The sequence below is a fragment of the Rhodococcus indonesiensis genome (assembly GCF_047782815.1).
Lineage (GTDB): Bacteria > Actinomycetota > Actinomycetes > Mycobacteriales > Mycobacteriaceae > Rhodococcus > Rhodococcus indonesiensis.
Genome location: NZ_CP180630.1, coordinates 193,803 through 216,461 on the forward strand (window position 1 = coordinate 193,803; position 22,659 = coordinate 216,461).

23 protein-coding genes are annotated in these 22,659 nt (G+C 72.2%); 16 read left to right on the plus strand and 7 right to left on the minus strand.

Annotated features, from left to right (window positions below; genetic code table 11):
* Positions 1-181: 181 nt before the first annotated feature.
* The 3 genes from ACM26Y_RS00890 (at position 182) to ACM26Y_RS00900 (ending at position 2,701) form a co-directional block, all read left to right on the plus strand.
* Positions 182-1,285: an acyltransferase family protein gene (locus ACM26Y_RS00890; RefSeq protein WP_054372570.1), complete on the plus strand. Its 1,104-nt coding sequence runs from the start codon at positions 182-184 to the stop codon at positions 1,283-1,285.
* Between the two features lie 9 nt (positions 1,286-1,294).
* A complete protein-coding gene (msrA, locus tag ACM26Y_RS00895) occupies positions 1,295-1,963 on the plus strand; it encodes a peptide-methionine (S)-S-oxide reductase MsrA (protein ID WP_003939399.1) in 669 nt (222 codons plus the stop codon).
* Positions 1,964-2,104: 141 nt separating this feature from the next.
* Positions 2,105-2,701, plus strand: a complete 597-nt coding sequence (locus ACM26Y_RS00900; RefSeq protein WP_416062410.1) for a hypothetical protein — start codon at positions 2,105-2,107, stop codon at positions 2,699-2,701.
* A 13-nt stretch (positions 2,702-2,714) separates the two neighbouring features.
* Here the strand turns inward: ACM26Y_RS00900 and ACM26Y_RS00905 are convergent, their stop codons facing one another.
* Positions 2,715-3,641 (minus strand): LLM class F420-dependent oxidoreductase, encoded by a 927-nt coding sequence (locus tag ACM26Y_RS00905; RefSeq protein WP_003939401.1) that lies wholly within the window; start codon positions 3,639-3,641, stop codon positions 2,715-2,717.
* Between the two features lie 469 nt (positions 3,642-4,110).
* Here ACM26Y_RS00905 and ACM26Y_RS00910 point away from each other — a divergent pair, with 469 nt between their 5' ends.
* Genes ACM26Y_RS00910 through ACM26Y_RS00925 form a run of 4 tightly spaced genes read left to right on the plus strand, consistent with a single transcriptional unit; the run spans position 4,111 to position 7,132 of the window.
* On the plus strand, positions 4,111-4,452 hold the full coding sequence (locus ACM26Y_RS00910) for a rhodanese-like domain-containing protein (protein WP_081005179.1): 342 nt from the start codon (positions 4,111-4,113) through the stop codon (positions 4,450-4,452).
* Positions 4,452-5,438 (plus strand): DUF4328 domain-containing protein, encoded by a 987-nt coding sequence (locus tag ACM26Y_RS00915; RefSeq protein ID WP_416062411.1) that lies wholly within the window; start codon positions 4,452-4,454, stop codon positions 5,436-5,438. Before ACM26Y_RS00910 ends, ACM26Y_RS00915 begins: the two co-directional genes overlap by 1 nt.
* Entirely contained in the window at positions 5,435-6,208 is a 774-nt protein-coding gene (locus tag ACM26Y_RS00920; protein ID WP_416062412.1) for a glycerophosphodiester phosphodiesterase, read from the plus strand. The genes ACM26Y_RS00915 and ACM26Y_RS00920 overlap by 4 nt, the downstream gene beginning before the upstream one ends.
* 9 nt (positions 6,209-6,217) lie before the next feature.
* Positions 6,218-7,132, plus strand: coding sequence for a DUF5926 family protein (locus ACM26Y_RS00925; RefSeq protein WP_416062413.1), 915 nt, complete (start codon positions 6,218-6,220; stop codon positions 7,130-7,132).
* A 115-nt stretch (positions 7,133-7,247) separates the two neighbouring features.
* Here ACM26Y_RS00925 and ACM26Y_RS00930 read toward each other — a convergent pair whose 3' ends face one another.
* Positions 7,248-8,540 carry an LCP family protein gene (locus ACM26Y_RS00930; protein ID WP_235157835.1) on the minus strand — a complete coding sequence of 431 codons (1,293 nt, stop codon included), beginning with the start codon at positions 8,538-8,540 and terminating at the stop codon, positions 7,248-7,250.
* A 79-nt stretch (positions 8,541-8,619) separates the two neighbouring features.
* Positions 8,620-9,423, minus strand: coding sequence for a CPBP family intramembrane glutamic endopeptidase (locus tag ACM26Y_RS00935; protein WP_003939407.1), 804 nt, complete (start codon positions 9,421-9,423; stop codon positions 8,620-8,622).
* Positions 9,424-9,672: 249 nt separating this feature from the next.
* Between ACM26Y_RS00935 and ACM26Y_RS00940 the strand changes: the two genes are divergently transcribed.
* Complete coding sequence (locus ACM26Y_RS00940; RefSeq protein ID WP_003939408.1) at positions 9,673-9,942, plus strand: GlsB/YeaQ/YmgE family stress response membrane protein; 270 nt, start codon at positions 9,673-9,675, stop codon at positions 9,940-9,942.
* A gap of 91 nt (positions 9,943-10,033) precedes the next feature.
* On the opposite strand, the gene ACM26Y_RS00945 is transcribed toward ACM26Y_RS00940, so the two are convergent.
* Together ACM26Y_RS00945 and ACM26Y_RS00950 are read right to left on the minus strand one after the other, a co-directional pair.
* Entirely contained in the window at positions 10,034-13,075 is a 3,042-nt protein-coding gene (locus ACM26Y_RS00945; protein ID WP_416062414.1) for a kelch repeat-containing protein, read from the minus strand.
* 65 nt (positions 13,076-13,140) lie between these two features.
* A complete protein-coding gene (locus ACM26Y_RS00950; protein ID WP_416062415.1) occupies positions 13,141-13,905 on the minus strand; it encodes a DUF2470 domain-containing protein in 765 nt (254 codons plus the stop codon).
* A gap of 82 nt (positions 13,906-13,987) precedes the next feature.
* On the opposite strand from ACM26Y_RS00950, the gene ACM26Y_RS00955 reads away from it, so the two are divergent.
* From ACM26Y_RS00955 to ACM26Y_RS00970, 4 genes are all read left to right on the plus strand, one after another.
* Entirely contained in the window at positions 13,988-14,689 is a 702-nt protein-coding gene (locus tag ACM26Y_RS00955; protein ID WP_416062416.1) for a hypothetical protein, read from the plus strand.
* Positions 14,690-14,744: 55 nt separating this feature from the next.
* Positions 14,745-15,659, plus strand: a complete 915-nt coding sequence (pheA, locus tag ACM26Y_RS00960) for a prephenate dehydratase (protein WP_416062417.1) — start codon at positions 14,745-14,747, stop codon at positions 15,657-15,659.
* Entirely contained in the window at positions 15,656-16,318 is a 663-nt protein-coding gene (locus ACM26Y_RS00965) for a histidine phosphatase family protein (protein ID WP_416062418.1), read from the plus strand. The genes pheA and ACM26Y_RS00965 overlap by 4 nt, the downstream gene beginning before the upstream one ends.
* Before the next feature lie 119 nt (positions 16,319-16,437).
* A complete protein-coding gene (locus ACM26Y_RS00970; RefSeq protein WP_054373410.1) occupies positions 16,438-17,085 on the plus strand; it encodes a TetR/AcrR family transcriptional regulator in 648 nt (215 codons plus the stop codon).
* Between the two features lie 9 nt (positions 17,086-17,094).
* Here the strand turns inward: ACM26Y_RS00970 and ACM26Y_RS00975 are convergent, their stop codons facing one another.
* A complete protein-coding gene (locus tag ACM26Y_RS00975) occupies positions 17,095-17,877 on the minus strand; it encodes an enoyl-CoA hydratase (RefSeq protein WP_289381935.1) in 783 nt (260 codons plus the stop codon).
* A gap of 32 nt (positions 17,878-17,909) precedes the next feature.
* Positions 17,910-18,878 (minus strand): NADPH:quinone oxidoreductase family protein, encoded by a 969-nt coding sequence (locus ACM26Y_RS00980; protein WP_416062419.1) that lies wholly within the window; start codon positions 18,876-18,878, stop codon positions 17,910-17,912.
* Between the two features lie 188 nt (positions 18,879-19,066).
* On the opposite strand from ACM26Y_RS00980, the gene ACM26Y_RS00985 reads away from it, so the two are divergent.
* The 4 genes from ACM26Y_RS00985 (at position 19,067) to ACM26Y_RS01000 (ending at position 22,631) form a co-directional block, all read left to right on the plus strand.
* The gene (locus ACM26Y_RS00985; RefSeq protein WP_003939417.1) at positions 19,067-19,867 is read left to right on the plus strand and encodes a crotonase/enoyl-CoA hydratase family protein; all 801 of its coding nucleotides are present in this window, start codon (positions 19,067-19,069) and stop codon (positions 19,865-19,867) included.
* Between the two features lie 100 nt (positions 19,868-19,967).
* A complete protein-coding gene (locus ACM26Y_RS00990; RefSeq protein WP_416062420.1) occupies positions 19,968-21,161 on the plus strand; it encodes a thiolase family protein in 1,194 nt (397 codons plus the stop codon).
* A gap of 32 nt (positions 21,162-21,193) precedes the next feature.
* Complete coding sequence (locus tag ACM26Y_RS00995) at positions 21,194-21,955, plus strand: 3-hydroxyacyl-CoA dehydrogenase (RefSeq protein WP_003939419.1); 762 nt, start codon at positions 21,194-21,196, stop codon at positions 21,953-21,955.
* 37 nt (positions 21,956-21,992) lie between these two features.
* Positions 21,993-22,631, plus strand: a complete 639-nt coding sequence (locus tag ACM26Y_RS01000) for a TetR/AcrR family transcriptional regulator (RefSeq protein WP_416062421.1) — start codon at positions 21,993-21,995, stop codon at positions 22,629-22,631.
* The last annotated feature ends 28 nt before the right edge of the window (positions 22,632-22,659 follow it).

Sequence of the window (22,659 nt, forward strand, 5' to 3'; positions counted from 1 at the left end):
GATCGCCCCCGCAGCCGGTCGGCGCCGGGACATCGGGCGCCGCCACGTCGACCTGGAGCAGACGGGTCGTCTACCTGCGGAAACGCCGCGCAATTCGGCCGGCACGTGAACGCCCGCTTAACATCGGCGGGTGTTTCGGCCCTTCGCGAGCGACGGGACGCGCGATGCCCCGGCGCCGCGCGTGGACCTGCCGGGTGTGAACCTGCTCCGCACCATTGCGGTCCTGGCGGTGCTGTACTCGCACATCTCCTTCTATCTGATCGACGACCTCGGCACCGGCTGGTGGGTCATCGACGTCGTGTACCGGGTGTTCGTCGAGGGCGCGGGTCTCAACCAGCACCTGTCCTTCCTCGGCGTCGCGATGTTCATGACCCTGACCGGGCTGCTCATCACCCGCTCCGCCATCCGCGACGAACCGCGCCGCTTCCTCGTCGCCCGCAGCGCGCGGCTGATCCCGGCGTTCTGGGTTGCGATCCTGGTCGCGATCCTGCTGGTGCGGCTCGGGGTCAACGGCATGTTCAGCGGCCAGACCGGCGTCTCCGACGTCGAAGCCGTACTCAGCTTCTTCCTGGGCGGGTTCTTCCTGAAGCCCGAGGTGGCGGTGCTCGGGGTCACCTGGACCCTCGCCGTGCAGATCACCTTCTATCTGTACTGCGTGGCCGCCCGGCCGCTCCTGCGCACCCGGCCCATCGTCGTCCCCGTCCTCGGGGCAGTGGTGTGCATGCTGGTGCTGCTGTACAACCTGTACCTGCCCGAGCCGTACACCGTGCCGTTCCTGTCCAAGGTCGCGGCCACGATGCCGACCGTGTTTCTGGGTCAGATCGTGTACCTGGGCTGGGCGCGGGCGACGTCCCGTCGCTGGCTGATCGTCGCGTTGCTCGCCCAGGTCCAGGTGATCCACCTGGCCACCGACTACCACGTGTACTGGGCCGGCAGCCGCTACCTGTGGACCATCGTCGTGGTCACCGCGTGTGTGGTGCTGGTCTCCCGCATCGACGGCCGCTTCGCCCGCTCGCGGGTGCTGCACTGGACCGCCACCCGCAGCTACGCGATCTACCTGGTGCACACGCTGGTGCTGTACCGGGTGTACGAGAACACGGTCGCCCATCTCGGGCGCACCGGGGCCGTGCTCGCGTTCCTGGTGGTGTGCGCGGCCGTCTCCGAACTGCTCTACCGCGGCGTCGAGGTGCCGGCCGCCCGCTGGATCAGCGCCCGGTGGCTCCCACCCCGCCCGTCGCCCCAGGTCACGGCCGAGGCAGAACCCATGGAGAAGCCGCGCGCGTAACATCGAGGCATGTCCTGGTTCGACGACATCCTCGCCCGTGCGGGTTCGAAATCGGTGATGGTCGCGCAGGAGCAGGCGCTGCCCGGTCGCGCCGAGCCGCTGCCCGTCCCCGACACCCACTACGTGAACGGACACCGCCTCACCCCGCCGTTCCCCGACGGAATGCAGACCGCCGTCCTCGGGATGGGGTGCTTCTGGGGAGCCGAGAAGGAGTTCTGGCAGCTCGAGGGCGTGTACTCCACGGCCGCGGGATATGCCGGCGGATACACCCCGAACCCCACCTACGAGGAGGTCTGTTCGGGCCGGACCGGGCACACCGAGGTGGTGCTGGTGGTGTTCGATCCGAAGGTGATCTCCTACGAGGGCATCCTCAAGCAGTTCTGGGAGAACCACGATCCCACCCAGGGCATGCGGCAGGGCAACGACCACGGCACCCAGTACCGCTCGGCGATCTACACGTTCGACGAGGGACAGATCGAGATCGCCGAGGCCACCGCCGAGAGTTTCGGCGCCCGCCTCGCCGCCGCCGGCTACGGCGCCGTGACGACCGAGATCGCGCCGCTCACGCAGTTCTACTACGCGGAGGACTACCACCAGCAGTACCTGGCGAAGAATCCGAACGGGTACTGCCCCGTCCACGCCACCGGGGTAAGCTGCCCGGTCGGACTCGGCGCCTGACGGCAGCGTCCCGTCCCGGGCGGATCGGCCGCGGCGACGTCCGGAGCTTCTGTGACGTTGGCCGCGACACCTTGCAGTCCTTAGCTGTGCGTATCACTCTGGAGTGAGGGAGCTGTCGCGGGGGAGAGGATCGAGGCCGAGATGACGGGGAACACGAGCGAGTATCTGCGGGTTCTGCGGCGAGGGCTGCGGGGTCGCGACCCGCTGGTCCGGCGCACCGATCGCGTCGAGGCGCGACTCGCGGTCGCGGTGCTGGTCCTTCTCCTGGTGGCGATCCCCCTCGCCGGCTGGGTCGGCGCCCGTACCTGGGACACCCAGTCCGCCCTCGCCGTGCAGCAGACGGCCGAGCGCACCCTCGTGACGGCGACGACGCAGGCCCCGGCCGAGACCACGGACGTCACTGCCGGCGAACTCGCGATGACGGCCTCCGCGTCCGCACCCGCCACCTGGACGTGGCGCGACGAGAAGCGCCGGGGCGACGTGACCGTGGACTACGGCACACCGGCCGGCGCCGACGTGCAGGTCTGGGTCGACCCGAACGGCGAACAGGCTCTCGCGCCGCTGAGCGCGACGAGCGCGAAGATCTCCGCGATCCTGGTCGGGGTCGCCCTCTGGTGCGCCGCGGCCCTGCTCGCCGCCGCGGTGTTCGGCTACGGCCGGTGGCGGCTGGATCGCACCCGCCGCCGGGAGTGGAGCCGCGAGATCGCGGCCTTCCTCGGTTCCACCAGCAGCCACTGACCGAGCCGGTTCGTCACACCTCCGGCATGACCTCCCGCGCCACCAGTTCGAGGTGGTCGAGGTCGGCCAGGTCCAGCACCTGCAGGTAGATGCGCTGCGACCCGGCCTCGGCGTAGCGGCCGATCTTGTCGATCACCTCGGCGGGTGTGCCGGCGAGGCCGTTCTCCCGCAGCTCGTCCACCTCGCGTCCGATCCGGGCGGCGCGGCGGGCGATCTCTGCCTCGTCGCGACCGCAGCACAGCACGAGCGCGTTGGAGTACGTCAGTTCGGCGGGATCGCGGTCGGCCGCGCGGCACGCCTCCTGCACGCGCGCGAACTGGGCCGCGGTCGCCTCCGACGACTGGAACGGGATGTTGAATTCGTCCGCGTACCGCGCGGCGAGGGCCGGGGTGCGGCGCTTACCGCCACCACCGATCACGATCGGCGGACCGGAACGCTGGTGCGGCTTGGGCAGCGCCGGCGAATCGACGATGCGGTGGTGCGCTCCCTCGTACGAGAAGGTCTCACCCACGGGCGTCTGCCACAGGCCGGTGATCACGGCCAGGGACTCCTCCAGCTTGTCGAAGCGCTCCCCGAGCGAAGGGAACGGGATCCCGTAGGCGAGGTGCTCCTCCTCGTACCAGCCTGCGCCCAGTCCGAAGTCGACCCGGCCGCCGCTCATGGCGTCGACCTGCGCGACGGAGATCGCGAGGGGGCCAGGATGGCGGAAGGTCGCGGAGGTCACCAGCGTGCCCAACCGGATCGTGGAGGTCTCCCGCGCCAGGCCGGCCAGCGTGATCCAGGCATCGGTCGGACCGGGCAGGCCGGCGGAGTTCATCGCGAGGTAGTGGTCGGAACGGAAGAAGGCGCCGTAGCCGAGCCGCTCGGCCGTCTGCGCGACGGCGAGCAGGTCCTCGTAGGTGGCACCCTGCTGAGGTTCGGTGAAGATCCGTAGTTCCATGCCGTCGATCATTTCAGTTCGACCAAGACGATGTGGGTCTGCGTCGCACCGGCGTTCTCGGCGGAACGGACCCGTACGGGAGTCGGCCGCACTCCTCGGGCGCAACCGATCCCGACGTTTCGTCGCCGAGGCCCTTTCGCCGCACGGGCGGATCCGCCGGGGAAGCGGACGACGCGGTCGATCTTCGCGCTGCTGTGCGTGGTGGTGCAGAAGATGTCTGTGGGGCAATGGATGACGTGGGTATGCCAACGTCTCACCGCTGAAATGTTCCCGGAGTGAGGCGATGTGCCGCTGTGGAAACTGTGCCTTCTGTGGATGAAGCTGTGGAAACTGTGGATAACTCCCGCGCGGAGGCGATTTCACGCGACGCCCGGGACCCGGCGAATCGGACGGGTTCCAGTTTCTACGGGGCCGCGCGGGATGCCTGTGCTCGCTGCATACGCCCCAGCGGCGTGCCAGTATTGACGATGTGAGCTTCTCCGACGTGCCCACCGTCAACGTCTCGGACGTGCCGCCGATCGGCCCCGAGGTCGTACTGCTCGACGTACGCGAAACCGACGAATGGGATCTCGGGCATGCGCCCGGGGCCCTGCACATCCCCATGAGCGACGTTCCCGCCCGCCTCGACGAGATCGACATCGACGCCGAGGTGTACGTCGTGTGCCGGCAGGGCGGACGCTCCCTCGCCGTCGTCGAATACCTGGCCCACGTCGGCTACGAAGCGATTCAGGTCCACGGCGGAATGGTGTCCTGGCAGCAGAACGGACTACCCCTCACCGCCGACGGCGGCACCCCGGCGAAGATCTATTGATGGCTGCCTACCAGATCTGCGTCCGCTGCGGGCACCGCTGGCCCGTGTCCTGGCAGCCCCGGCAGTGGTGCCCGGGCTGCCGCGGCCTGTTGCTGTCGCCCGACGACACCGCCGCCCCCGTGCCGCCGGGGCGCCGCAACTTCCGCTGGGTCGCACGGCCGCCGCAGACCCGGTCCGCCGCGGACGGCCACCGGCCCCGGCGCCGGTCCGCGGGACCGACCCCGCACTACCGCGAGGTGCCGCGCTGGGGCCTTGCCGACCCGCGTCCGGTCGACGAACCGGCGGAGCCGTCGCGGGAGGAGACCCTCGCCGACCTCGCCCCGACGCTCCTCGCGGGCGCGGCCGTCGTGTTCGGCCTCGCCGCCGTCGCCGAGGCCGTCCGGTACGGGCTGCTGCTGTACAACCGCACGCGCCTCGTCGACCCCCTCGCTCTCGCCGCCTCCGACGCCCTGGTGTGGGCCACCCAGCTGTGCGGACCCGCCGTCGCCCTCGCCGCGGGTGTCGCGGCGACGCTGCGCCTGATCCGGGTGCGGCGACGACTGTTCGCCGCCCGCGGGCTCGCCGACCCGCGCAGCCGGCTGTCGCTGCTGCTCGGCTGCCTCGTGCCCGGAGTGAACCTCGCGCTGCCCGGCGTCTTTCTCACCGAGGTCACCGGGCCCGACGACCCGCGGCTGCGACGAGCCGTGCGTACGTGGTGGGTGCTGTGGGTGCTCGGCGGCGTGCTGTTCGTCGTCAACGTGTTGTGGCGGCAGCGGGACGCCCTGCAGGCGCAGGCCGACGGCGTGCTGCTCGCCGCCGTGACCGCGGCCCTCGCCGCGGTCGTCGCCGTCGCGGCCCTGCACGTCGTGCGGCTGTTCGACGACCACGATCTGCGCGGCCGTCCTCGTCGCCTGCCCCGGCGCACCGTGGCGACCGGCCCGAAGTACGAGCCCATCGCTCCGATCGAACCGGTCGGCGCTCGCACCGACGAGGTGCCGGCCTCGTGAGCGCGGGCCGGGAACCGCGCGTCGTCGCACACCGGGGCGCGTCTGCCGCCAAGGCCGAGCACACCCTCGCCGCCTACGAACTGGCGCTGCAGGAAGGCGCCGACGGCCTCGAGTGCGACGTACGGCTGACCCGCGACGGGCATCTGGTGTGCATCCACGACCGCACCGTCGACCGGACCTCCACCGGCAGCGGCATGGTGAGCGAGATGACCCTCGCCCAGCTCGAGGAACTCGACTACGGCACCCCCGGCGAGCCGGCGCGGCTGCTGACGCTGCGGCAGCTGATCGAGCTGACGCTCGATTGGACCAGCCGGCCCGTCAAGCTGTTCGTCGAGACCAAACATCCCGTGCGCTACGGCGGTCTCGTGGAGGCGAAACTCCTCGCCGAGCTGGCCCGCTTCCGGCTCGCGACCCCCGCCTCCGCGGACTTCTCCCGCGTGGTCGTGATGTCGTTCTCCGCGGCCGCGGTGTGGCGGGTGCGCAGGTCCGCACCGCTGCTGCCGACGGTGCTGCTCGGCGAGACGTCGCGCTATCTCGGCGGCAGTGCCGCCACCACCGTCGGTGCCACCGCGATCGGCCCGTCGATCTTCACGCTGCGTCAGCATCCCGAACTCGTCGACAAGGCGGCTGCCGCGGGCCGCGCCACCTACTGCTGGACCGTCGACGATCCCGCCGACGTCGACCTGTGCCGCGACCTGGGCGTCGGCTGGGTGGCCACCAACCATCCGGGGCGCACCAAGCTTCTGCTCGGCGCTTCCCGCGGCGTGTAGTTTTGCGCCGTGGCCAAGAAGAGTAAGAGAAACAGCGGACCCAAGCCCGGCGGCAACCGCGCCGCGAAGCTCGAGCAGCGGCGGCTCGCCCGCGAGGCGGAGGCCGCCACGGTCACCCGGCCGTTCGAGGGTCTCGCCCTCGAATGCGACCTGGTGGCCCTGCGCGAATTCGTGCCGTCGGCGGTGTTCCCGTTGCCGACGACAACCCCGGGCCGGGTCGTCCGGGCGGCCACGGTGCTGCCCGGCGCCGTCGCCGCTCTCGTCCGCGAGGAAGGGGACGAGACCGCCGCGTACATCGGGCTGCAGCTCGCTGCCGCCGGCCCCGATCCGGCCGCCGAACTCGGCGCCGCGCTCGCATGGGCCCAGGAGGCGGACGCCGGGTCGTCCCTCGCCGTTGCCGAACCCGGACCGGATCGGCCGCGCCTGCACGACCTGATCGACGTCGACGTCGTCCCGGAGATCACCGTGTACCGGGATTTCGACTGGTGGATCCCCGAGGGCGTCGAGGTCTCGCCCGACGTCGCGAACACCGTCCGGCACGCCAACGATGCGATCATGCCGTCCGCGCGGCTCGAGGGCGAAGGACTCGTCGCCGCGTGGTGGGTCGACGCCGGGGAGAAGGCGCACCTGCGCTGGGTGCGACCGGAGGACGAGGACGCGCTGATGGCCGCGCTCTCGCGGGTTCACGCCGCGGGCGGGCTGCACCTGGGGGACGGTTCCCGGTTCGCCGGGTCGTTCCGCACCCACGGGCTGCTCGTGCCGGTGTTCGATCTCGATCCGGAGCGGCACCCGGACGAGTGGGTCGCACCCACCGCCGAGTTCGGCGCCCGGCTCGACGAGGCGCTGGCCGTGGACGCGCCGCTCACCGGCGCCGAACGGCGCTCGCGCGACGGCCTGCGCAGCCGTCAGGTCACTCTGCGCTGAGCGAGTTCCGGCGCCCGCCCACCGCCGAGCGAACGTGCCGTTCCGTCGGTCTACGGAGATGAGCGATACCTTCGCTCGGCGAGGGGCGCCGCGGCAGCGACCCGGCCGGCGCGGGTCACGACGGCGGCGTCAGCAACTCCGGTGAGATCTGCTCGTCCCGGGCCAGGGCGTCGAAGAACGGGACGGCTCGCGACCGATCCCACACGAGCACGTTGCCGATCCCGGAGACGTCCTCGAAGCCGCCGACCGGGACGGTGGCGGTCACCGTCTCGCCCCGCATCGCCCACCCGAGCCGGGCCAGGTGCCACATGTGGTCGCCCTCGTCGACCCGCAGGGAACCGGCGACCCCGGAGGCCAGCGACCACATCCGGACCGGGTTCAGCAGCGTGCTGAGACCGGTGGCCTTGCTGAGCAGGGCGGACATGAACAACCGCTGGTTGTTCATCCGGTCGAGATCGGCCAGCGCCGTCGCGCGGGTACGCACGAAGCCGAGGGCTTGCGGACCGGTGAGTTCCTGGCATCCCGCCGGCAGGGAGATTCCCGCCAGCGGATCGTCGATGGCCTGCGGCAGGCACACGTCCACACCGCCGAGGTCGTCGACGATCGAGGCGAAGCCCCCGAACCCGATCTCGGCGTAGTGGTCGATGTGCACCCCGGTGGCGCCCTCGACGGTCTGCACCAGCAGCGACGGGCCACCCAGCGCGAACGACGCGTTCAGCTTGTCCTGGCCGTGACCGGGGACCGGGACGTACGAATCGCGGGGGAGGGACACCATCGTGGTGGGCCCGCCACCGCTGGGCACATGGATCAGGATGACGGTGTCGGTGCGGTCCGGGCCGGTCTCCCCGCCCGTCGCGAGTTCCTGCTCCTGCTCCGCGCTGAGGCCGGTGCGACTGTCCGAGCCCACCAGCAGCCAGTTGGTCCCCGGGGTGTCGCCGATGCGGTCCGGGTAGTCGGCGAGCGCCTCGACGCGGGTGAGCTTGCCGTCGAGGTAGACGGCACCGGCGCCGACGAGGGCGATCAGCACGAGCACGACGATCGCGGCACGGCGCACGACGCGACGGGCGACGCCGGGCCGGCGGCGCGGGGCCGGTTCGGGCGCGGGCGGGGCGGGCCGGCGCCGCGGTGGGGGCGCCGACGGTGGGGGCGGCGCTGCGCGGCGCGGCTCGTCGTACCGCTCGGGAGTCTGGGTGGGCGCCCAGTCGCGCTGTTGCCTCGGCGGTGGCGGCGGTGGTGGTGGCGTCGGCCGCTGCTGCCGCGGCGGGGGCGCCGGCGGCCGGTACTGCGGGGTGGGCGCCTGCGACCAGGCCTGCTGCGGGCCGGGGGGACGTCCGTCGCGGCGGATGATCTGCGGTCCCTCCGGCGGTGGGGGCCGGTCCATCGGTGCCGGTCGGCGCGGCGGCGGCATCTGCGGAGGCTGCCGCGGCGGCCGGGGTCGAGGGTCGGGATGGTCGCCGTTCACGACCTCCCAATGTACGCAGGCCGGGTCAGGGCAGCCAGGACACGTGCCCGCGAAGTGCCTGGTAACCGACAAATGCGACGCTGTCGATCAGGGCGTGCGCCACCACCAGCGGCCACAACTGCGACGTGCGCTGCCAGTACCGGCCGAACACCAGGCCCATCACGACGTTGCCGATCCCGCCTCCGACCCCTTGGTACAGGTGGTAGCTGCCGCGCAGCAGCGCCGACGCGAGCAGGGACGAGTTCTCCGACCAGCCGAGCTGCCGCAGCCGGGTGATCAGATACGCGACGACGAGGACCTCCTCGGCGGCGGAGTTGGCGATCGCCCACAGCACCAGCGCCGGCAGCCGCCACCAGTAGTCCTCGAGGGTGCTGGGTGCGACGGTGAGGTTGAGCCCCACCGCGCGCGCCGCCAGGTACAGGCCGAGGCCGGGGATCCCGATGAGCGCGGCGAGTCCCACTCCCGGCAGCAGGCCACGCCGGAACTGGTCGCGGGCGAAACCGATCGCCCTGGGGCCGATGCCGCTGCGCCAGAGCAGGTACACGCCCAGCGCCGCCCACGCCAGCAGCCGCACGATGCCGAGCAACTGCCGGGCCAGGTCGATGAACTGCTGCGACGAGCGGGGAACGTTCAGCGCGACGGTCTGGTCGGACAGCGGCGCCGGCGCCAGCGCCGACTCGAGCAGCGACAGCATCGACGACAGGCCGCTCAGGCCGAACGTGACGAGCAGGACGATGGTGATCTCGATCCACAACGCGCGCCGGTCCGACGGGTCGAGGGGTTCGGCCGGTCGGCGCGGGGGCGGGGTCAACCAGGTGCGGATCGTCACGGTCGCGATTGTGCCGGGTCGCCGCGGACCGCTCACCTCCTGATCGCGTCCCGGCGGGAGTCGAGGCCCGGCTTGCGGGAGATCGAGCGGGGCGATCTCCTCCGCTGTCCTCGCTGTGCGGAGGTAGGCGAGTATCTCCCGCTCCCGGGCGGACAGCCCGACGGCCGGGACCCCCGCAGCCGCGAGAATGACGAAAGACGTTCGCTCCGATAATCATTCGAATTCGGAGTCGGCGTCTATGCTGTCGCCATGTTGCTCATCGGAATCCTCGTGTTCGGGATGGTCGTCGGCGCCGCGGCCCAGTTGCTGCTGGGCAGGTCGACGGGAGGGATCAATTGGCCCCTCGCCTTCGCTGCCGGGCTCGCCGGGTCGTTCGTCGGCGGGCTGCTCGTCAGTCTTCTGGCCGGCGACGGACTGTCGCTACGGCCGAGCGGGATCATCGGCTCGCTCGTGGGGGCGCTGCTCGTCACGGGTGCGGTGGGCTGGTGGCGGGCGCGTTCCGCCACGCCGAAGCCTTGATCCGCGGAGCGCGGGCACGCAGCCGTGGAGGCGGTGTGTCGTTCGGGCTGCCACCGCAGCCCGAAGGACACACGGGCCGCGGAGCGGCCTGTCACCAGAAGTCGAGGGCTTCCGCGAGCGCGGTGGACTGGGCGTGGGTGGGCCGCTGCGCACCGTCGACGGCGTAGACGGTGGTGCCGACGGTCGCGACGACGAGTCCGTGCCGGGCGACGCCCATCGGCGGCAGCTCGGACCAGGTGCCGGTGGTCAGGTCGAACGCTTCGACGTCGGCGAGGACGCGGGTGGGTTCCTCGCCCCCGGCGGCGACGATGCGGCCGTCGAGATGGGTGACGCCGAGCCCGCCGCGCGGGGTAGGCATGTCGGGCAGGGCGGTCCAGGTGTCGGTGCCGGGGTCGTACCGCTCGACGGTGGCGACGTTCTTGTCGGCGGACAGGTCCCGGCCGCCCACCGCGTAGGCGTACGTGCCGTCGGTGGTGGCGGCGAGATGCTCGCGTGGGGTGGGCAGGTCCGCGACGGTGCTCCAGCTGGTGCCGTCGAACACGTCGGTGGTGGTGAGGAGGGTGTCGTCGGCCTGTCCGCCGAACACGTAGATCCTGTCCCCGATGGTGACGGCGGCCCCGGCGGCCCGCGCCTGCGGCATGGCGGGCAGTTCGGTCCACTCGCCGCCGCGCAGCGCGAACACCCGATCGGACGGCTGGGCGGTGAGATCGGCGCCCTCGGGCACCCATCCGCCGAGCACCACCAGTTCGTCCGCGTATTCGACGGCCATCGCGTGGTTGAGCGGAAGGGGGAGGTCGGGTCCCACCTTCCAGGTGTCGATGGCCGGGTCGTAGCCCTCCACCCGGGCCGTGGATCCGTTGTTGTCGAGACCGCCGAGGACCCACACGGTGCCGTCGGCGACGGCGGACGCGGTCTGCTGGCGGGCGGTGGGGGCGTCGCGCAGCTGCCGCCACGCCGGGCCGGGCTGGACGCGGCGCGGCGGGATCTGCAGCGCCTCGGTGACGGAGGTCGACTCGGCGTGGGTGGGTTCGGTGGCGCCGTCGATGGCGTAGACGGTGTCGCCGACCGCACCGAGTGCCAGCCCGTGCCGCGGCGTCCGCAGATCCGGTAGCTCGGACCACGTCCCGGTGGTCAGGTCGAACGCCTCGACGTCGGCGAGGACGCGGGTGGGTTCCTCGCCGCCGGCGGCGACGATGCGGCCGTCGATGTAGGTGGCGCCGAGCCCGCCGCGCGGGGTGGGCATGTCGGGCAGGGCGGTCCACGATCCGGTTGTCGGGTCGAAGCGTTCGACGGTGGCGACGTTCTTGTCCGCGGACAGGTCCCGGCCGCCGAGCGCGTAGGCGTAGGTGCCGTCGGTCGCGGCCGCGAGGTGCTCGCGTGGGGTGGGGATGTCGGCGACCGTGCTCCAGGCGGTGCCGTCGAACACGTCGGTGGGCCGGATCAGGGTGTCGTCGGCCTGACCGCCGAAGACGTAGATCTTGTCCCCGATGGTGACGGCGGCCCCGGCGGCACGGGCGCGGGGCATCGGCGGCATCTCCACCCATTCGCCGTTGCGGACGGCGAAGACCCGGTTCGACGGGGTGGCGGTGAGGTCCGGTCCGTCCGGGATCCAGCCGCCGAGGACGACGGGCACGCCGTCCCATGTGACGGCCATCGCGTGGTTGAGCGGGATCGGCAGGTCCGGTCCGGCCTTCCAGGTGTCGATGGCCGGGTCGTAGCCCTCGTGGGCGGGCGACGCCCCGGAGTCGTCCAGGCCGCCGAACACCCACACGGTGCCGTCGGCGACGGTGGCGGCGGTCTGCTGGCGGGCGGTGGGCGCGTCGCGCAGCGGTCGCCACTCGGCGGTCGGGGCGACCTCGGTGGTCTCACCGGCCGCGGCGGTCCCGGCGTCGCCGGCCTGCCGGGTCGCCACGTAGACCGCCGTGGCCGCGACGGCGAGCAGCGCGACGGCGAGCACGGCGAGGAGAGCCGGTAGACGCACGGTCCGTCGCACGGGGGACTCGCCCGGACGGGGTGGACCGGACGGCGGCCGCGACCCGGATGTGGGCGGGGGACCGGAGGAGGGCGGGGGGCCGGAGGACGGTGGTGGACCGTTCGGGCGCGGTGGGGTGGACCCGGCGGAGACCGCGGTGACCGTGGCAGGCGCGGCTGTGCCGGGCCCGGTACTGCCAGGCCCGGCTGGGTGGGGTCCGGCGAGGGGGTGCCGGCCCGTCGGCTGGTCGTGGAACCGCGACTCGCCCGGCAGGGCCATGTCGTCGACGTGGCGGCCGTGCCGGGCCTGGATCTGCTGCAGCTCCCGGCCGAAGTCGGCGGCCGTGGCGGGCCGCCGGGCCGGATCCACCGACATGGCGTGCTCGATGGCGGTGCACACGTCGTCGGGGATGCCGTGGGGGCGCAGATCCGGGATGGGCTGGCTGGTGATGCGCAGGAACTGGGCGATGATCTCCTCACCCGTGCGTCGCTCGAACGCGGCGCGGCCGGTGATGAGGGCGAACAGGGCGGCGCCGAGGCCGTAGATGTCCGAGGCGGGGGTGGGCGGCTTGCCCTCGAGCACCTCGGGGGCGGTGAACGCGAGCGATCCGGTGAACGCGCCGGTGGCGGTTTCGAAACCGCCGGCGATGCGGGCGATGCCGAAGTCGGTGAGCTGTGGCTCGCCGTACTCGGTGACGAGGATGTTGGCGGGCTTGACGTCGCGGTGCAGGGTGCCGGCGCGGTGAGCGGTCTCGAGGGCGCCGGCGAGTTTGACCCCGACGCGGACGACGTCCCACCACGGCATCGGCCCGTCGCGGCGGACCCGCACCGCCAGCGAGTCGTTGGGGTGATACGGCATCACGATGTAGGGCCTGCCGGTGGAGGTGACGCCCACCTGGAGGATGTTGACGATGTTCGGGTGGCCGGACAGTCCACCCATCGCGAACCCCTCGCGCAGGAACCGTTCGCGGTTCTCGGCGTCGAGGTCGGAGGAGAGCACCTTGATCGCGACGGTGCGTCCGAGGGAGCGTTGCCGGCATCGATAGACCACTCCGAAGCCGCCGCGGCCGACGACGAGGGCGTCGTCGAATCCCGCCGCGGCGAGTTCGGCCGCGATCCCCTGTCCCGCGGGGCGGGTGGCTTCCGGATCGAAATCGGCCATGGTTTGCGGCTTTCGACATGCGACGCACTGCTGACTCGAGGATACCGCCGAAGCGGGCGGGAAGATCAGTGCCGGGCGCGCAGTCCGTTGGCGAAGGGGCAGCCCACGAGGCGGCGCAGGGCGCGACCGAGGGAGTCGGCGTCGGCGACGGGTTCGGGGAACGGAATTCGCACGTCGTGGTCGCCGTGACCGGACTCGAGACGCAGGCGCAGGCCGTAGCGGTCCAGGCCGAGGGGCCGGATGCGGCCACGCCGGTCGGCGGCGGGGATGTGCCGGGCGATGCGGTGGACGAGGTCGCTGTGGTCCTGCTCGAGGTGCTCGAGCCAGGCGGACTCGACGGCGGCGAACGGGTCCGGGGTGGCGGCGAGGACATCGGCGACCTCCACGGCCTCGGCGCCGGTGGTGTCGGCGGCGACGACGGAGGTGAGCCGCAGGCGCAGCAGTTCGGCGCGGTGCCCGACGTCGAGCAGCGCGGGGTGCGGGAGGATCGCGGCGATGTCGGCGGCGAGCTGCCGGGGCTCGGGGACGGTGTGAGCGGTGCCGCGGAGCCAGATGAGCGAGCGGACGGGGTTGCGCAGGCGCAGCGGCGAATGGTCGGTCAGTTCCAGCACGGCGTGCAGACCCGCGGCACCCCGCTGCCAGGTCAGCGCGACGGCAGCGCAGTCGTCGGGGACGACGACGAACAGGTCGCCGTCGCTGTGCAGGTGGTGCAGCACCGTGGTCACGGGCGCGGCTCCGTCGGTGGCGAGCACGGCCGAGTCGGCACGGACCACGGCGGTGCGGACGGTCTCGGCAGTGGAAGGCGCGGGGAGTGCGGTGGTGGCCGGCATCGGAACCTCCTCGAATAGTAGGTGAGGCAAACCTAAGTCATGGTGACCGGGGTCGCAACACCCCGGCGACTAACCTGGTGAGGTGCCCATCCCGCTCACGCTCGGAATGCCGCCGTCCCGCGAGGAGCCCCGCGGCCTGCTCACCGCCCTGCTCACTCGTCGGCACCCGACCCTCGCCGATGCCCTCGACGCCCCCGACCACGCCGCGATCGGCGACCCCGTGGTGCCGGTGTCCGCGCTGACCGAGGCTCCCGGGGAGGCCGCCGCGCTGCGGATCGTCGGTGAACTCGACGTCGCGCCCGACGCCGAGCACCTGTCCGGCCTGCACCCCGCCCCGGTCCGCTACCAGCTCGAATGCCCCGCGGCGGAGCTCGCCGAGGCGCTCGCGATCGCCGTCCCCGCTCCCCTGACCGTCTACGTCGACACCGGTGACCTGCCCGAGACGGCCCGCGCTCTCGTCGGCGCCGGGCACAGCCCCGGTCTGCCCGCCGGACGCGACGCCGGCGAGATCGCCGACTTCCTGTCCGTCCTCGCCCATGCCGGCACCGGCTTCGCCGCGCGTGCTCGCGACGCCGGCGAGGTGCTCGCCCTGCTCGCCGCCACCGTCGCCGCCCTGCGCGGCGACGACGTGCGCGCCGCGCTCGCCGCACCCGACCCCGCCCGGCTGACCGGCCTGATTCCCGAGGCCGCGGCCGCGGTGCGCGAGATCCTGCTCGCCGTCGAGGTCGACGACCCGGCGGCCGTCGCGCGGGACCTTGCCGGCCTCGGCCTGCCGCCGCGATGATTCCGTTTGCCGCGACGACAGGGTCCGGACGAATTCGGTGCGTACCCTTCTAGGCGTGCCACGCATCGCCTACTTCGGTCCCACCGGAACCTTCACGGAGATGGCCCTCGCCCGGTTCGAGGACGCCGGAACCTTCGACGGTCCGGTCGAGCGGGTGTCGGCCGCCAGCCCGCCCGCGGCGCTGCAACTCGTGCGCGACGGCGCGGTCGACGCCGCCGTGGTGCCGATCGAGAGCTCGGTGGAGGGTTCCGTGCCCCCCACGATGGACGCCCTCGCGGTGGGCCCGCGCCTGCAGATCGTGGCCGAGACCGAGCTGGACGTGGCCTTCACGATCGTGGGCCGGCCCGGCGTCACGCTCGGCGACGCCCGCACCGTGCACGCCTACCCGGTGGCCGCCGCGCAGGTGCGCCAGTGGATCGCCGAGCACATGCCGCACGCCGAGGTGGTGGCCGCCTCGTCCAATGCCGGGGCCGCCGAGGACGTCGCGGCCGGCAAGGCCGACGCGGGCGTGTCCACCGCGCTGGCCGGGCAGCGACTCGGCCTGCCGGTCCTCGCCGACGGCGTCGCCGATCACGCCGGCGCCCGCACCCGCTTCGTGCTGGCCACCCGGCCCGCCGCCACCCCGGCCCGTACCGGCGTCGACCGCACCTCGGTGATCCTGCAGCTGCCGAACGAACCGGGCTCCCTCGTGCGGGCCATGACCGAGTTCGCCACCCGCGGCATCGACCTCACTCGCATCGAGTCCCGCCCCACCCGTCAGGAATACGGGACCTACTTTTTCCACTTGGATTGTGTCGGCCACATCGACGACGCACTCGTCGCCGAGGCGCTCAAGGCGCTGCACCGCTTCGCGCAGGTGCGGTTCCTCGGTTCCTGGGCGGCGGTGTCCCAGCACGGTGTGGCCCCGGTGTCGGACGAAGAGGATGCGCAGTGGCTGCAACGGCTGCGGCGCGGGGAGGAAGAGCGTTGAGCGGCCGATTGATCCTGGTCCGGCACGGACAGACGGTGGCGAACGTCGCGCGTCGCCTCGACACCAAGCTGCCGGGCGCCGAACTGACCGAACTCGGCGTCGCGCAGGCCCGCACCCTCGGGCGGGGGTTCGCGGAGCAGCCGCCGACAGCCCTGTTCGCCTCGCAGGCCCTGCGCGCCCGGCAGACCGCCGAGCACGTCGAACTCGCCGCGGGGGTGCCCACCGTCGTCCGCGAAGGTCTGCATGAGGTGCAGGCCGGGGAGCTCGAGGACCGCAGCGACGAGGAATCCCACACGCTGTTCATGAAGGTGTACGAGGCCTGGCACACCGGCGACCTGCGCGACCGGGTGCCGGGCGGCGAATCGGGCATGGACGTCCTGGATCGCTACCTGCCGGTGGTCGAGTCGGTGCGGGCCGACTATCTCGACAACGGTTCGGGGAGCGTCGTGGTGGTCAGCCACGGTGCCGCCATCCGCCTCGTCGCCGCCCACCTCGGCCGGGTGCCGGGCAGCTTCGCGACCGGCAACCACCTCGCCAACACCGAGAGCGTCGAGCTGGTCCCGCGGCCGGGTGGCGGCTGGGAGTGCGTGCGCTGGGGCACCTTCCATGGGCCGTTCCACGACACCGGACGCGCCGGCGCCGACGATCCGATGGGCTGAGTTCGCGCCCGGCCGTCCGCACCCGGGAGCGTCCGGGCGCGGAGGCGTCCCGCGTGCTGCCGGCGCACGGGTATCCTCGAGCCGTCCGAATGTAGCGATCGATAGGTTGGGTACGGCACATGGGAACTTCCACCGACGGCACCGTCGCGGACGGTGTCGCTGGGCCGGACTGGCGACGTCTCGAGCCGATGGAGCTGACCCCCATCCTCTCCGCGGCGCTCGATGCGTTCTACGAGACCGGGTTCCACGGCACCTCGGTACGGGAGATCGCCCGCCGGGTGGGCGTCACCGTGCCTGCCCTGTACTACCACCACGAGAACAAGGAAGGCCTGCTCATCGCGCTGCTCGAGCTCTCGACCAGTGACGTGATGGCGCGCGCCTACGCCGCGGACGCCGACGGCGGCGACGACCCGGTGCAGCGGCTCGCCAACGCCGTCGAGGCCATCGTGCTGCGCATGACGAACCGTCCCCGGCTGGCCGCACTCGAGGGCGAGGTGCGCTACCTCAGTCCCGAGAACCGGCAGCGTTACCGCGCGGTGCGCAAGGAGATCGAGAAGCTCGTCCTCGAGATCGTCGAGGACGGGACCCGGCGCGGGGTGTTCGACGTCGACGACCCGGCCGAGACCACCCGCGCGTTGCTGGGCATGTGCCAGTCCATCCCGCGGTGGTATCACCGCGAGGGCTCCCTGACTCCGGAGGAGGTGGCGCGCAAGTACGTCGCGATCGCCCTCAAGACGGTCGGCGCCACCCCTGCCTCGACGTCCTGACAGGCGGGCTCAGCTCCGCCCGAACACCGCCGTCCGCTTCTCCTGGAACGCGCGCACGCCCTCGTGGAAGTCCGCGGACGCCAGCAGCTCGAGCTGGCCGGCCCGTTCGCGGCCGAACGCGTTGTCGAGCTCGCCGAGGGTCGCGTCGTTGATCGCGTCCTTGGTGGAACGGAAGGCCTCGACGGGGCCGGCGGCGAGCCGGACAGCGAGCGCGTCGACGGCGGCCGCGAAGCCGTCGTCGGGGTACACCTCGGCGATCAGCCCGGCCGCCAGAGCCTCGCTCGCGGGCAGCCGTTCGGCGAGCAGCGCCATCTTCAGCGCCCGGGCCCGGCCGATCGACGCGGCGACGAGTGCCGTCGCACCGCCGTCGGGCATGAGGCCGATCCGGGTGAAGGCGAGCAGCAGGTAGGACGACTCCGCCGCGACGGTGAGATCGCAGCCCAGGGCGAGGGACACACCGACGCCGGCAGCGGGACCGTTGACGGCGCCGACGACCGGCCGGGGGAAGGCGCGGATCGCGGCGACGGTGCGGTTGGCCGCGTCGATGGTCTCGGCCGACGGCGGCGCGGACAGGTCCTTGCCGGCGAGGTCGGCGCCGGTGCAGAACGCGCGGCCGGCGCCGGTGAGGACCGCGACGCGCACGGCGTCGTCGCCGGCGTACTTCTCGAAGGCGTCGGCGACGGCCTCGAGGGTGGCGGTGGTGACGGCGTTCATCCGGGCGGGCCGGTCGAGGGTGATGCGCAGGATGCCGTCGCCGACGGTCACGTCGACACCGATCGGGTCGATGGTCATAGGGTCCTCCGGGGGTCGGGTGCTCGGGACGATCAGGGGCGCAGGCTCAGGGCGACTTTGCCGGTCGCGGTCCGGTCGGCGAGCGACCGCAGTGCCTCGGCGGCGTGCGCCATGGGGTGGACGGTGGGTTCGGGGACCTGCAGGGCCCCGGAGCGCAGCAGCGGTTCGAGCTGCGCCCATTGGCGGGCGGTGTAGTCGGGGAAGGTGCGCACGTACTCGCCCCAGCCGGCGCCGAGGACCGAGATGTTGTTGAGCAGCAGGCGGTTGACCTTGACGGTGGGGATCTCACCACCCGTGAAGCCGAGGACCACCAGGCGTCCGTTCGGTGCCAGGCTGCGCAGGCTGTCGGTGAACCGGTCCCCGCCGACGGGGTCGAGGACGATGTCGACCCCGCGGCCGCCCGTGAGTTCGAGGACCCGGCCCTTGAAGCCGTCCGCGAGGACGGTGTGGGTGGCGCGGTTGGCCTTCGCGACCGCCGCCTTCTCCGCGGTACTGACCACCGCGACGGTCTCGAGGCCGAGGGCGGCCGCGACGTGCAGGGCGGCGACGCCGACACCGCCCGCGGCGCCGTGCACGAGCACCGTCTCGCCGGCGCGGTATCGGGCCCGTTCGTCCAGCGCGAAGTGGACGGTGAGGTAGTTCATGAGGAACCCGGCGCCGGCGGTCAGGGACACCGAATCGGGAAGTGGGAACACCGATTCCGGGGCCACCGCGACGGTCTGCTGCCACGCGCCCGCGGCGGCGAGCACGGCGACGCGCTGCCCCGGTGTCAGGCCGCTGCCTTCCGGGGCGGAGCGCACGACGCCGGCCCCTTCGACGCCGAGTACACACGGCAGGGGGCGGACGACCTGGTAGCCGGCGGTGGTCTGCAACAGGTCCGGAAACGAGACGCCGGCGGCGTGGAGATCGACGAGGACACTGCCCTGTGGGTCGGTTTCGGGGAGGTCCACGAGCCGCACGCCGTCGGGCCCGGTTCTGTCGGTCAGCTGCACGGCCTGCATGGGCTCTCCTGCCGTCCTTGTGGCCGAGCGGGTTTCGGTGCTCCGCGGCCCGGTGATCGCGTACCGCTCATCCATACCAGAACGTCCTGATCGGACGCTAGCTCGAGGAAATCGTTGACCGATCGATCGATCCGTGATAGTGATTTAGCGATCGATAAGTAGACCTGACTGTTTCCGGGAGGAGCCCCATGGCCGACGAGTCCACCGTCACCGAAGCCGCCGCGCTGTACGAGCGGCGCGGCAACGTCGCCGTCATTACGCTCAACCGTCCGAAGGCGCTCAACGCCGTGAACGCGGCGCTCTCGACAGCGGTCGGCACGCTGCTCGAGCAGGCCGAAGCGGACGAGCAGGTGCGCGTGGTGGTCCTCACCGGTGCCGGCCGGGCGTTCTGCGCGGGCGCCGACCTCAAGGTCCTCGCCACCGGCGGGAGCATCGCCGCCGACGGGCATCCCGAATGGGGCTTCGCCGGCTACGTCCAGCACTGGATCAGCAAGCCGACCATCGCCGCGGTCAACGGCTTCGCCCTCGGCGGCGGCACCGAGCTGGTGCTCGCGTCCGACCTCGCGGTCGTCGACGAGGACGCCGAGCTCGGCCTGCCCGAGGTCAAGCGGGGCCTGTTCGCCGCGGCGGGCGGGGTCATCCGCCTGCAGCAGCAGATCCCGCGCAAGATCGCCCTCGAGATCGCGCTGACCGGCGAGCCGATCTCCGCCGCCCAGGGCAGGGAACTGGGCCTGGTCAACCGGGTCGCCCCCGCGGGGACCGCGCTCGAGGTGGCGCTCGAGCTCGCCGAGACGATCGCCGCGAACGCGCCGCTGTCGGTGCGCGAATCGAAGGCGATGATCCACCGCACCGCGCACGGCGACGACTGGGAGCAGGGCGTCTGGGACGCCAACGCCGCCGCGCTGAAGGTGGTGTTCACCAGCGAGGACGCCAAGGAAGGCCCGACCGCGTTCGCGCAGAAACGGGCCCCCGTCTGGACGGGTCGCTGATCCCCTGATCTCGGCCCGGGGTCTCGCCGATCCCCTTCGGGGCAGTCACCTCGACCCCTCCGGGGCCCCGGGCCGCTCCAACTCTCGAAAGGAACTCCTCATGACCAACGCTGTCATCGTCGACGTGGTCCGCACCGCGGTCGGCAAGGGCAAGCCCGGCGGCGCCCTGTCCGGCACGCATCCCGTCGAACTGCTCGCCCACGTCCTGCGGGAGATCACCGCCCGCAACGACCTCGACCCCGCGCTGGTCGACGACGTCATCGGCGGCTGCGTCAACCAGGCCGGCGAACAGTCCCTGAACATCTCCCGCACCGCGCTGCTGTCGGCCGGGTTCCCCGAGTCGGTGCCGGCCACCACCATCGACCGCCAGTGCGGCTCGAGCCAGCAGGCCGCGCACTTCGCCGCGCAGGGCGTCATCGCCGGCGCCTACGACATCGTCATCGCGTGCGGTGTCGAGTCGATGAGCCGCGTGCCGATGGGCACCTCGTCGATGGGCCAGGACGCCTCCGGCCCGGGCATCGCCGCCCGCTACCCGGAGGGCTTGGTCAACCAGGGCATCTCCGCCGAACTGATCGCCGCGAAGTGGAAGTTCGACCGCGAGGCGCTCGACGCGTTCTCGGCGCAGTCGCACCAGCGCGCCGCCGAGGCGATCGCCGCCGGGTTCTTCGACCGCGAGATCGTCCCGATCACGGTCACCGACGCCGCCGGCGAGCAGGTCCGGCACACCGTCGACGAGACGGTGCGCGCCGCGACCACCGTCGAAGGCCTGGCCGGACTGAAGCCGTCGTTCTACACCGAGGCGTACGCCCAGCGCTTCCCCGAGGCGCAGTGGCTCATCACCCCGGGTAACTCGTCGCCGCTGACCGACGGTGCCTCCGCGGCACTGATCATGAGCGAGGAGATGGCGAACAAGCTGGGCCTGACCCCGCGGGCCCGGTTCCACTCGTTCGCCGTCGCCGGCGACGACCCGCTGTTCATGCTCACCGCGCCGATCCCGGCCACCCGCAAGATCCTCGCCAAGTCCGGGCTGAGCATCGACGACATCGACGCCTACGAGGTCAACGAGGCGTTCGCCCCGGTGCCGCTGATGTGGGCACACGAGTTCGGCGCCGACCCGGCCAAGCTCAACCCGCGCGGCGGCGCCATCGCCCTCGGCCACGCCCTCGGCTCGTCCGGCACCCGCCTGCTGACCACGCTGGTGAACCACCTCGAGGCCACCGGCGGCCGCTACGGCCTGCAGACCATGTGCGAGGGCGCCGGCATGGCCAACGCCACCGTCATCGAACGCCTCTGACCGACAACCACACTCGAAAGGATCCCCACCACATGATCGTCAACGACAGCGTCGCCGTCGTCACCGGTGGCGCCTCCGGCCTCGGCCTCGCGACCGTCAAGGCCCTGCTCGCCGACGGCGCCCAGGTCGTCATCATCGACCTGCCCTCCTCCAACGGTGAGACCGTCGCCAAGGAACTCGGCGACCGCGTCCGCTTCGCCGCCGCCGACGTCACCGACGAGGCCGCCGTCACCGAGGCCCTCGACCTGGCCGAATCGCTCGGCCCGCTGCGGGTGGCGGTCAACTGCGCCGGCATCGGCAACGCCGTCAAGACCGTGAGCAAGAAGGGCGCCTTCCCGCTCGACGCGTTCAAGAAGGTCGTGGACGTCAACCTCTTCGGCACGTTCAACGTCATCCGCCTGGCCGCCGAGCGCATCGCGAAGACCGAGCCCGTCGACGGCGAGCGCGGCGTCATCATCAATACCGCGTCCGTCGCCGCGTTCGACGGTCAAATCGGGCAGGCCGCCTACTCGGCATCCAAGGGCGGTGTCGTCGGCATGACCCTGCCGATCGCCCGCGACCTCGCGTCGCTGCTCATCCGCGTCGTCACCATCGCGCCGGGCCTGTTCAAGACCCCGCTGCTCGGGTCGCTGCCGGAGGAGGCCCAGAAGTCCCTCGGCCAGCAGGTCCCGCACCCGGCCCGCCTCGGCGACCCGTCCGAGTACGGTGCCCTGGCCGCGCACATCGTCTCCAACCCGATGCTCAACGGCGAGGTCATCCGCCTCGACGGCGCGATCCGCATGGCCCCCCGCTGATCGTCGCGGACGATCGACATGTGAGAGGACGGGGTCGATGACTGCCCAGCCCACACCCCGCCGGTTGGCGAACTGGCGGGAGTTCGAGGCGCTGCAGCTCGACCCCATCCTCGAGCATGCCCTGGACGCATTCGGCGAGAACGGTTTCCGCGGCACCAGCGTCCGGGATCTGGCCCGCCGGATCGGAGTGACGGTACCCGCGCTGTACTACCACTACGAGAACAAGGAAGCCGTCCTCGTCGCGCTCCTCCACACCGCCGTACGTGATCTCACCGAGCGCGCCCTCGCGGCCGTCGCCACGGGCGGCGACGACCCCGTGCGACGCTTCACCCACTTCGTCGAGGCGATCGTGCTGAACTCGACCTACCGATCCCGGCAGTCCGCCCTCGACTCCGAGCTGCGCCACGTGTCGCCGCAGAATCGCCGCCACTACGCCGAGACCCGCAAACATATCGAGTTGATCGCCCTCGACCTGGTCGACGACGGCGTCGAACGCGGCGTGTTCGTCGTGGACGACATCGCCGAGGCGGTGCGGGCCCTGCTCGGCATGTGCCAGTCCATCGCCCGCTGGTACCGGATCGGTGGGCCACTGACCCCCCACCAGGTCGCCGCGCGCTACACCGTCATCGCGCTGCGCATCGTGGGGTGCCCGTCCGCGGCGGCGCGCGCACGGTGACTGTCGTGCCGCACCGCCCGCCCTGCAC

Coding starts and splice junctions, on each gene's coding strand:
- msrA (WP_003939399.1), top strand. CDS start 1,295: ATGTCCTGGTTCGACGACATCCTCGCCCGTGCGGGTTCGAAATCGGTG.
- ACM26Y_RS00900 (WP_416062410.1), top strand. CDS start 2,105: ATGACGGGGAACACGAGCGAGTATCTGCGGGTTCTGCGGCGAGGGCTG.
- ACM26Y_RS00905 (WP_003939401.1), bottom strand. CDS start 3,641: ATGGAACTACGGATCTTCACCGAACCTCAGCAGGGTGCCACCTACGAG.
- ACM26Y_RS00915 (WP_416062411.1), top strand. CDS start 4,452: ATGGCTGCCTACCAGATCTGCGTCCGCTGCGGGCACCGCTGGCCCGTG.
- ACM26Y_RS00930 (WP_235157835.1), bottom strand. CDS start 8,540: ATGCCGCCGCCGCGCCGACCGGCACCGATGGACCGGCCCCCACCGCCG.
- ACM26Y_RS00940 (WP_003939408.1), top strand. CDS start 9,673: ATGTTGCTCATCGGAATCCTCGTGTTCGGGATGGTCGTCGGCGCCGCG.
- ACM26Y_RS00945 (WP_416062414.1), bottom strand. CDS start 13,075: ATGGCCGATTTCGATCCGGAAGCCACCCGCCCCGCGGGACAGGGGATC.
- ACM26Y_RS00950 (WP_416062415.1), bottom strand. CDS start 13,905: ATGCCGGCCACCACCGCACTCCCCGCGCCTTCCACTGCCGAGACCGTC.
- ACM26Y_RS00970 (WP_054373410.1), top strand. CDS start 16,438: ATGGGAACTTCCACCGACGGCACCGTCGCGGACGGTGTCGCTGGGCCG.
- ACM26Y_RS00975 (WP_289381935.1), bottom strand. CDS start 17,877: ATGACCATCGACCCGATCGGTGTCGACGTGACCGTCGGCGACGGCATC.
- ACM26Y_RS00980 (WP_416062419.1), bottom strand. CDS start 18,878: ATGCAGGCCGTGCAGCTGACCGACAGAACCGGGCCCGACGGCGTGCGG.
- ACM26Y_RS00985 (WP_003939417.1), top strand. CDS start 19,067: ATGGCCGACGAGTCCACCGTCACCGAAGCCGCCGCGCTGTACGAGCGG.
- ACM26Y_RS00990 (WP_416062420.1), top strand. CDS start 19,968: ATGACCAACGCTGTCATCGTCGACGTGGTCCGCACCGCGGTCGGCAAG.
- ACM26Y_RS00995 (WP_003939419.1), top strand. CDS start 21,194: ATGATCGTCAACGACAGCGTCGCCGTCGTCACCGGTGGCGCCTCCGGC.
- ACM26Y_RS01000 (WP_416062421.1), top strand. CDS start 21,993: ATGACTGCCCAGCCCACACCCCGCCGGTTGGCGAACTGGCGGGAGTTC.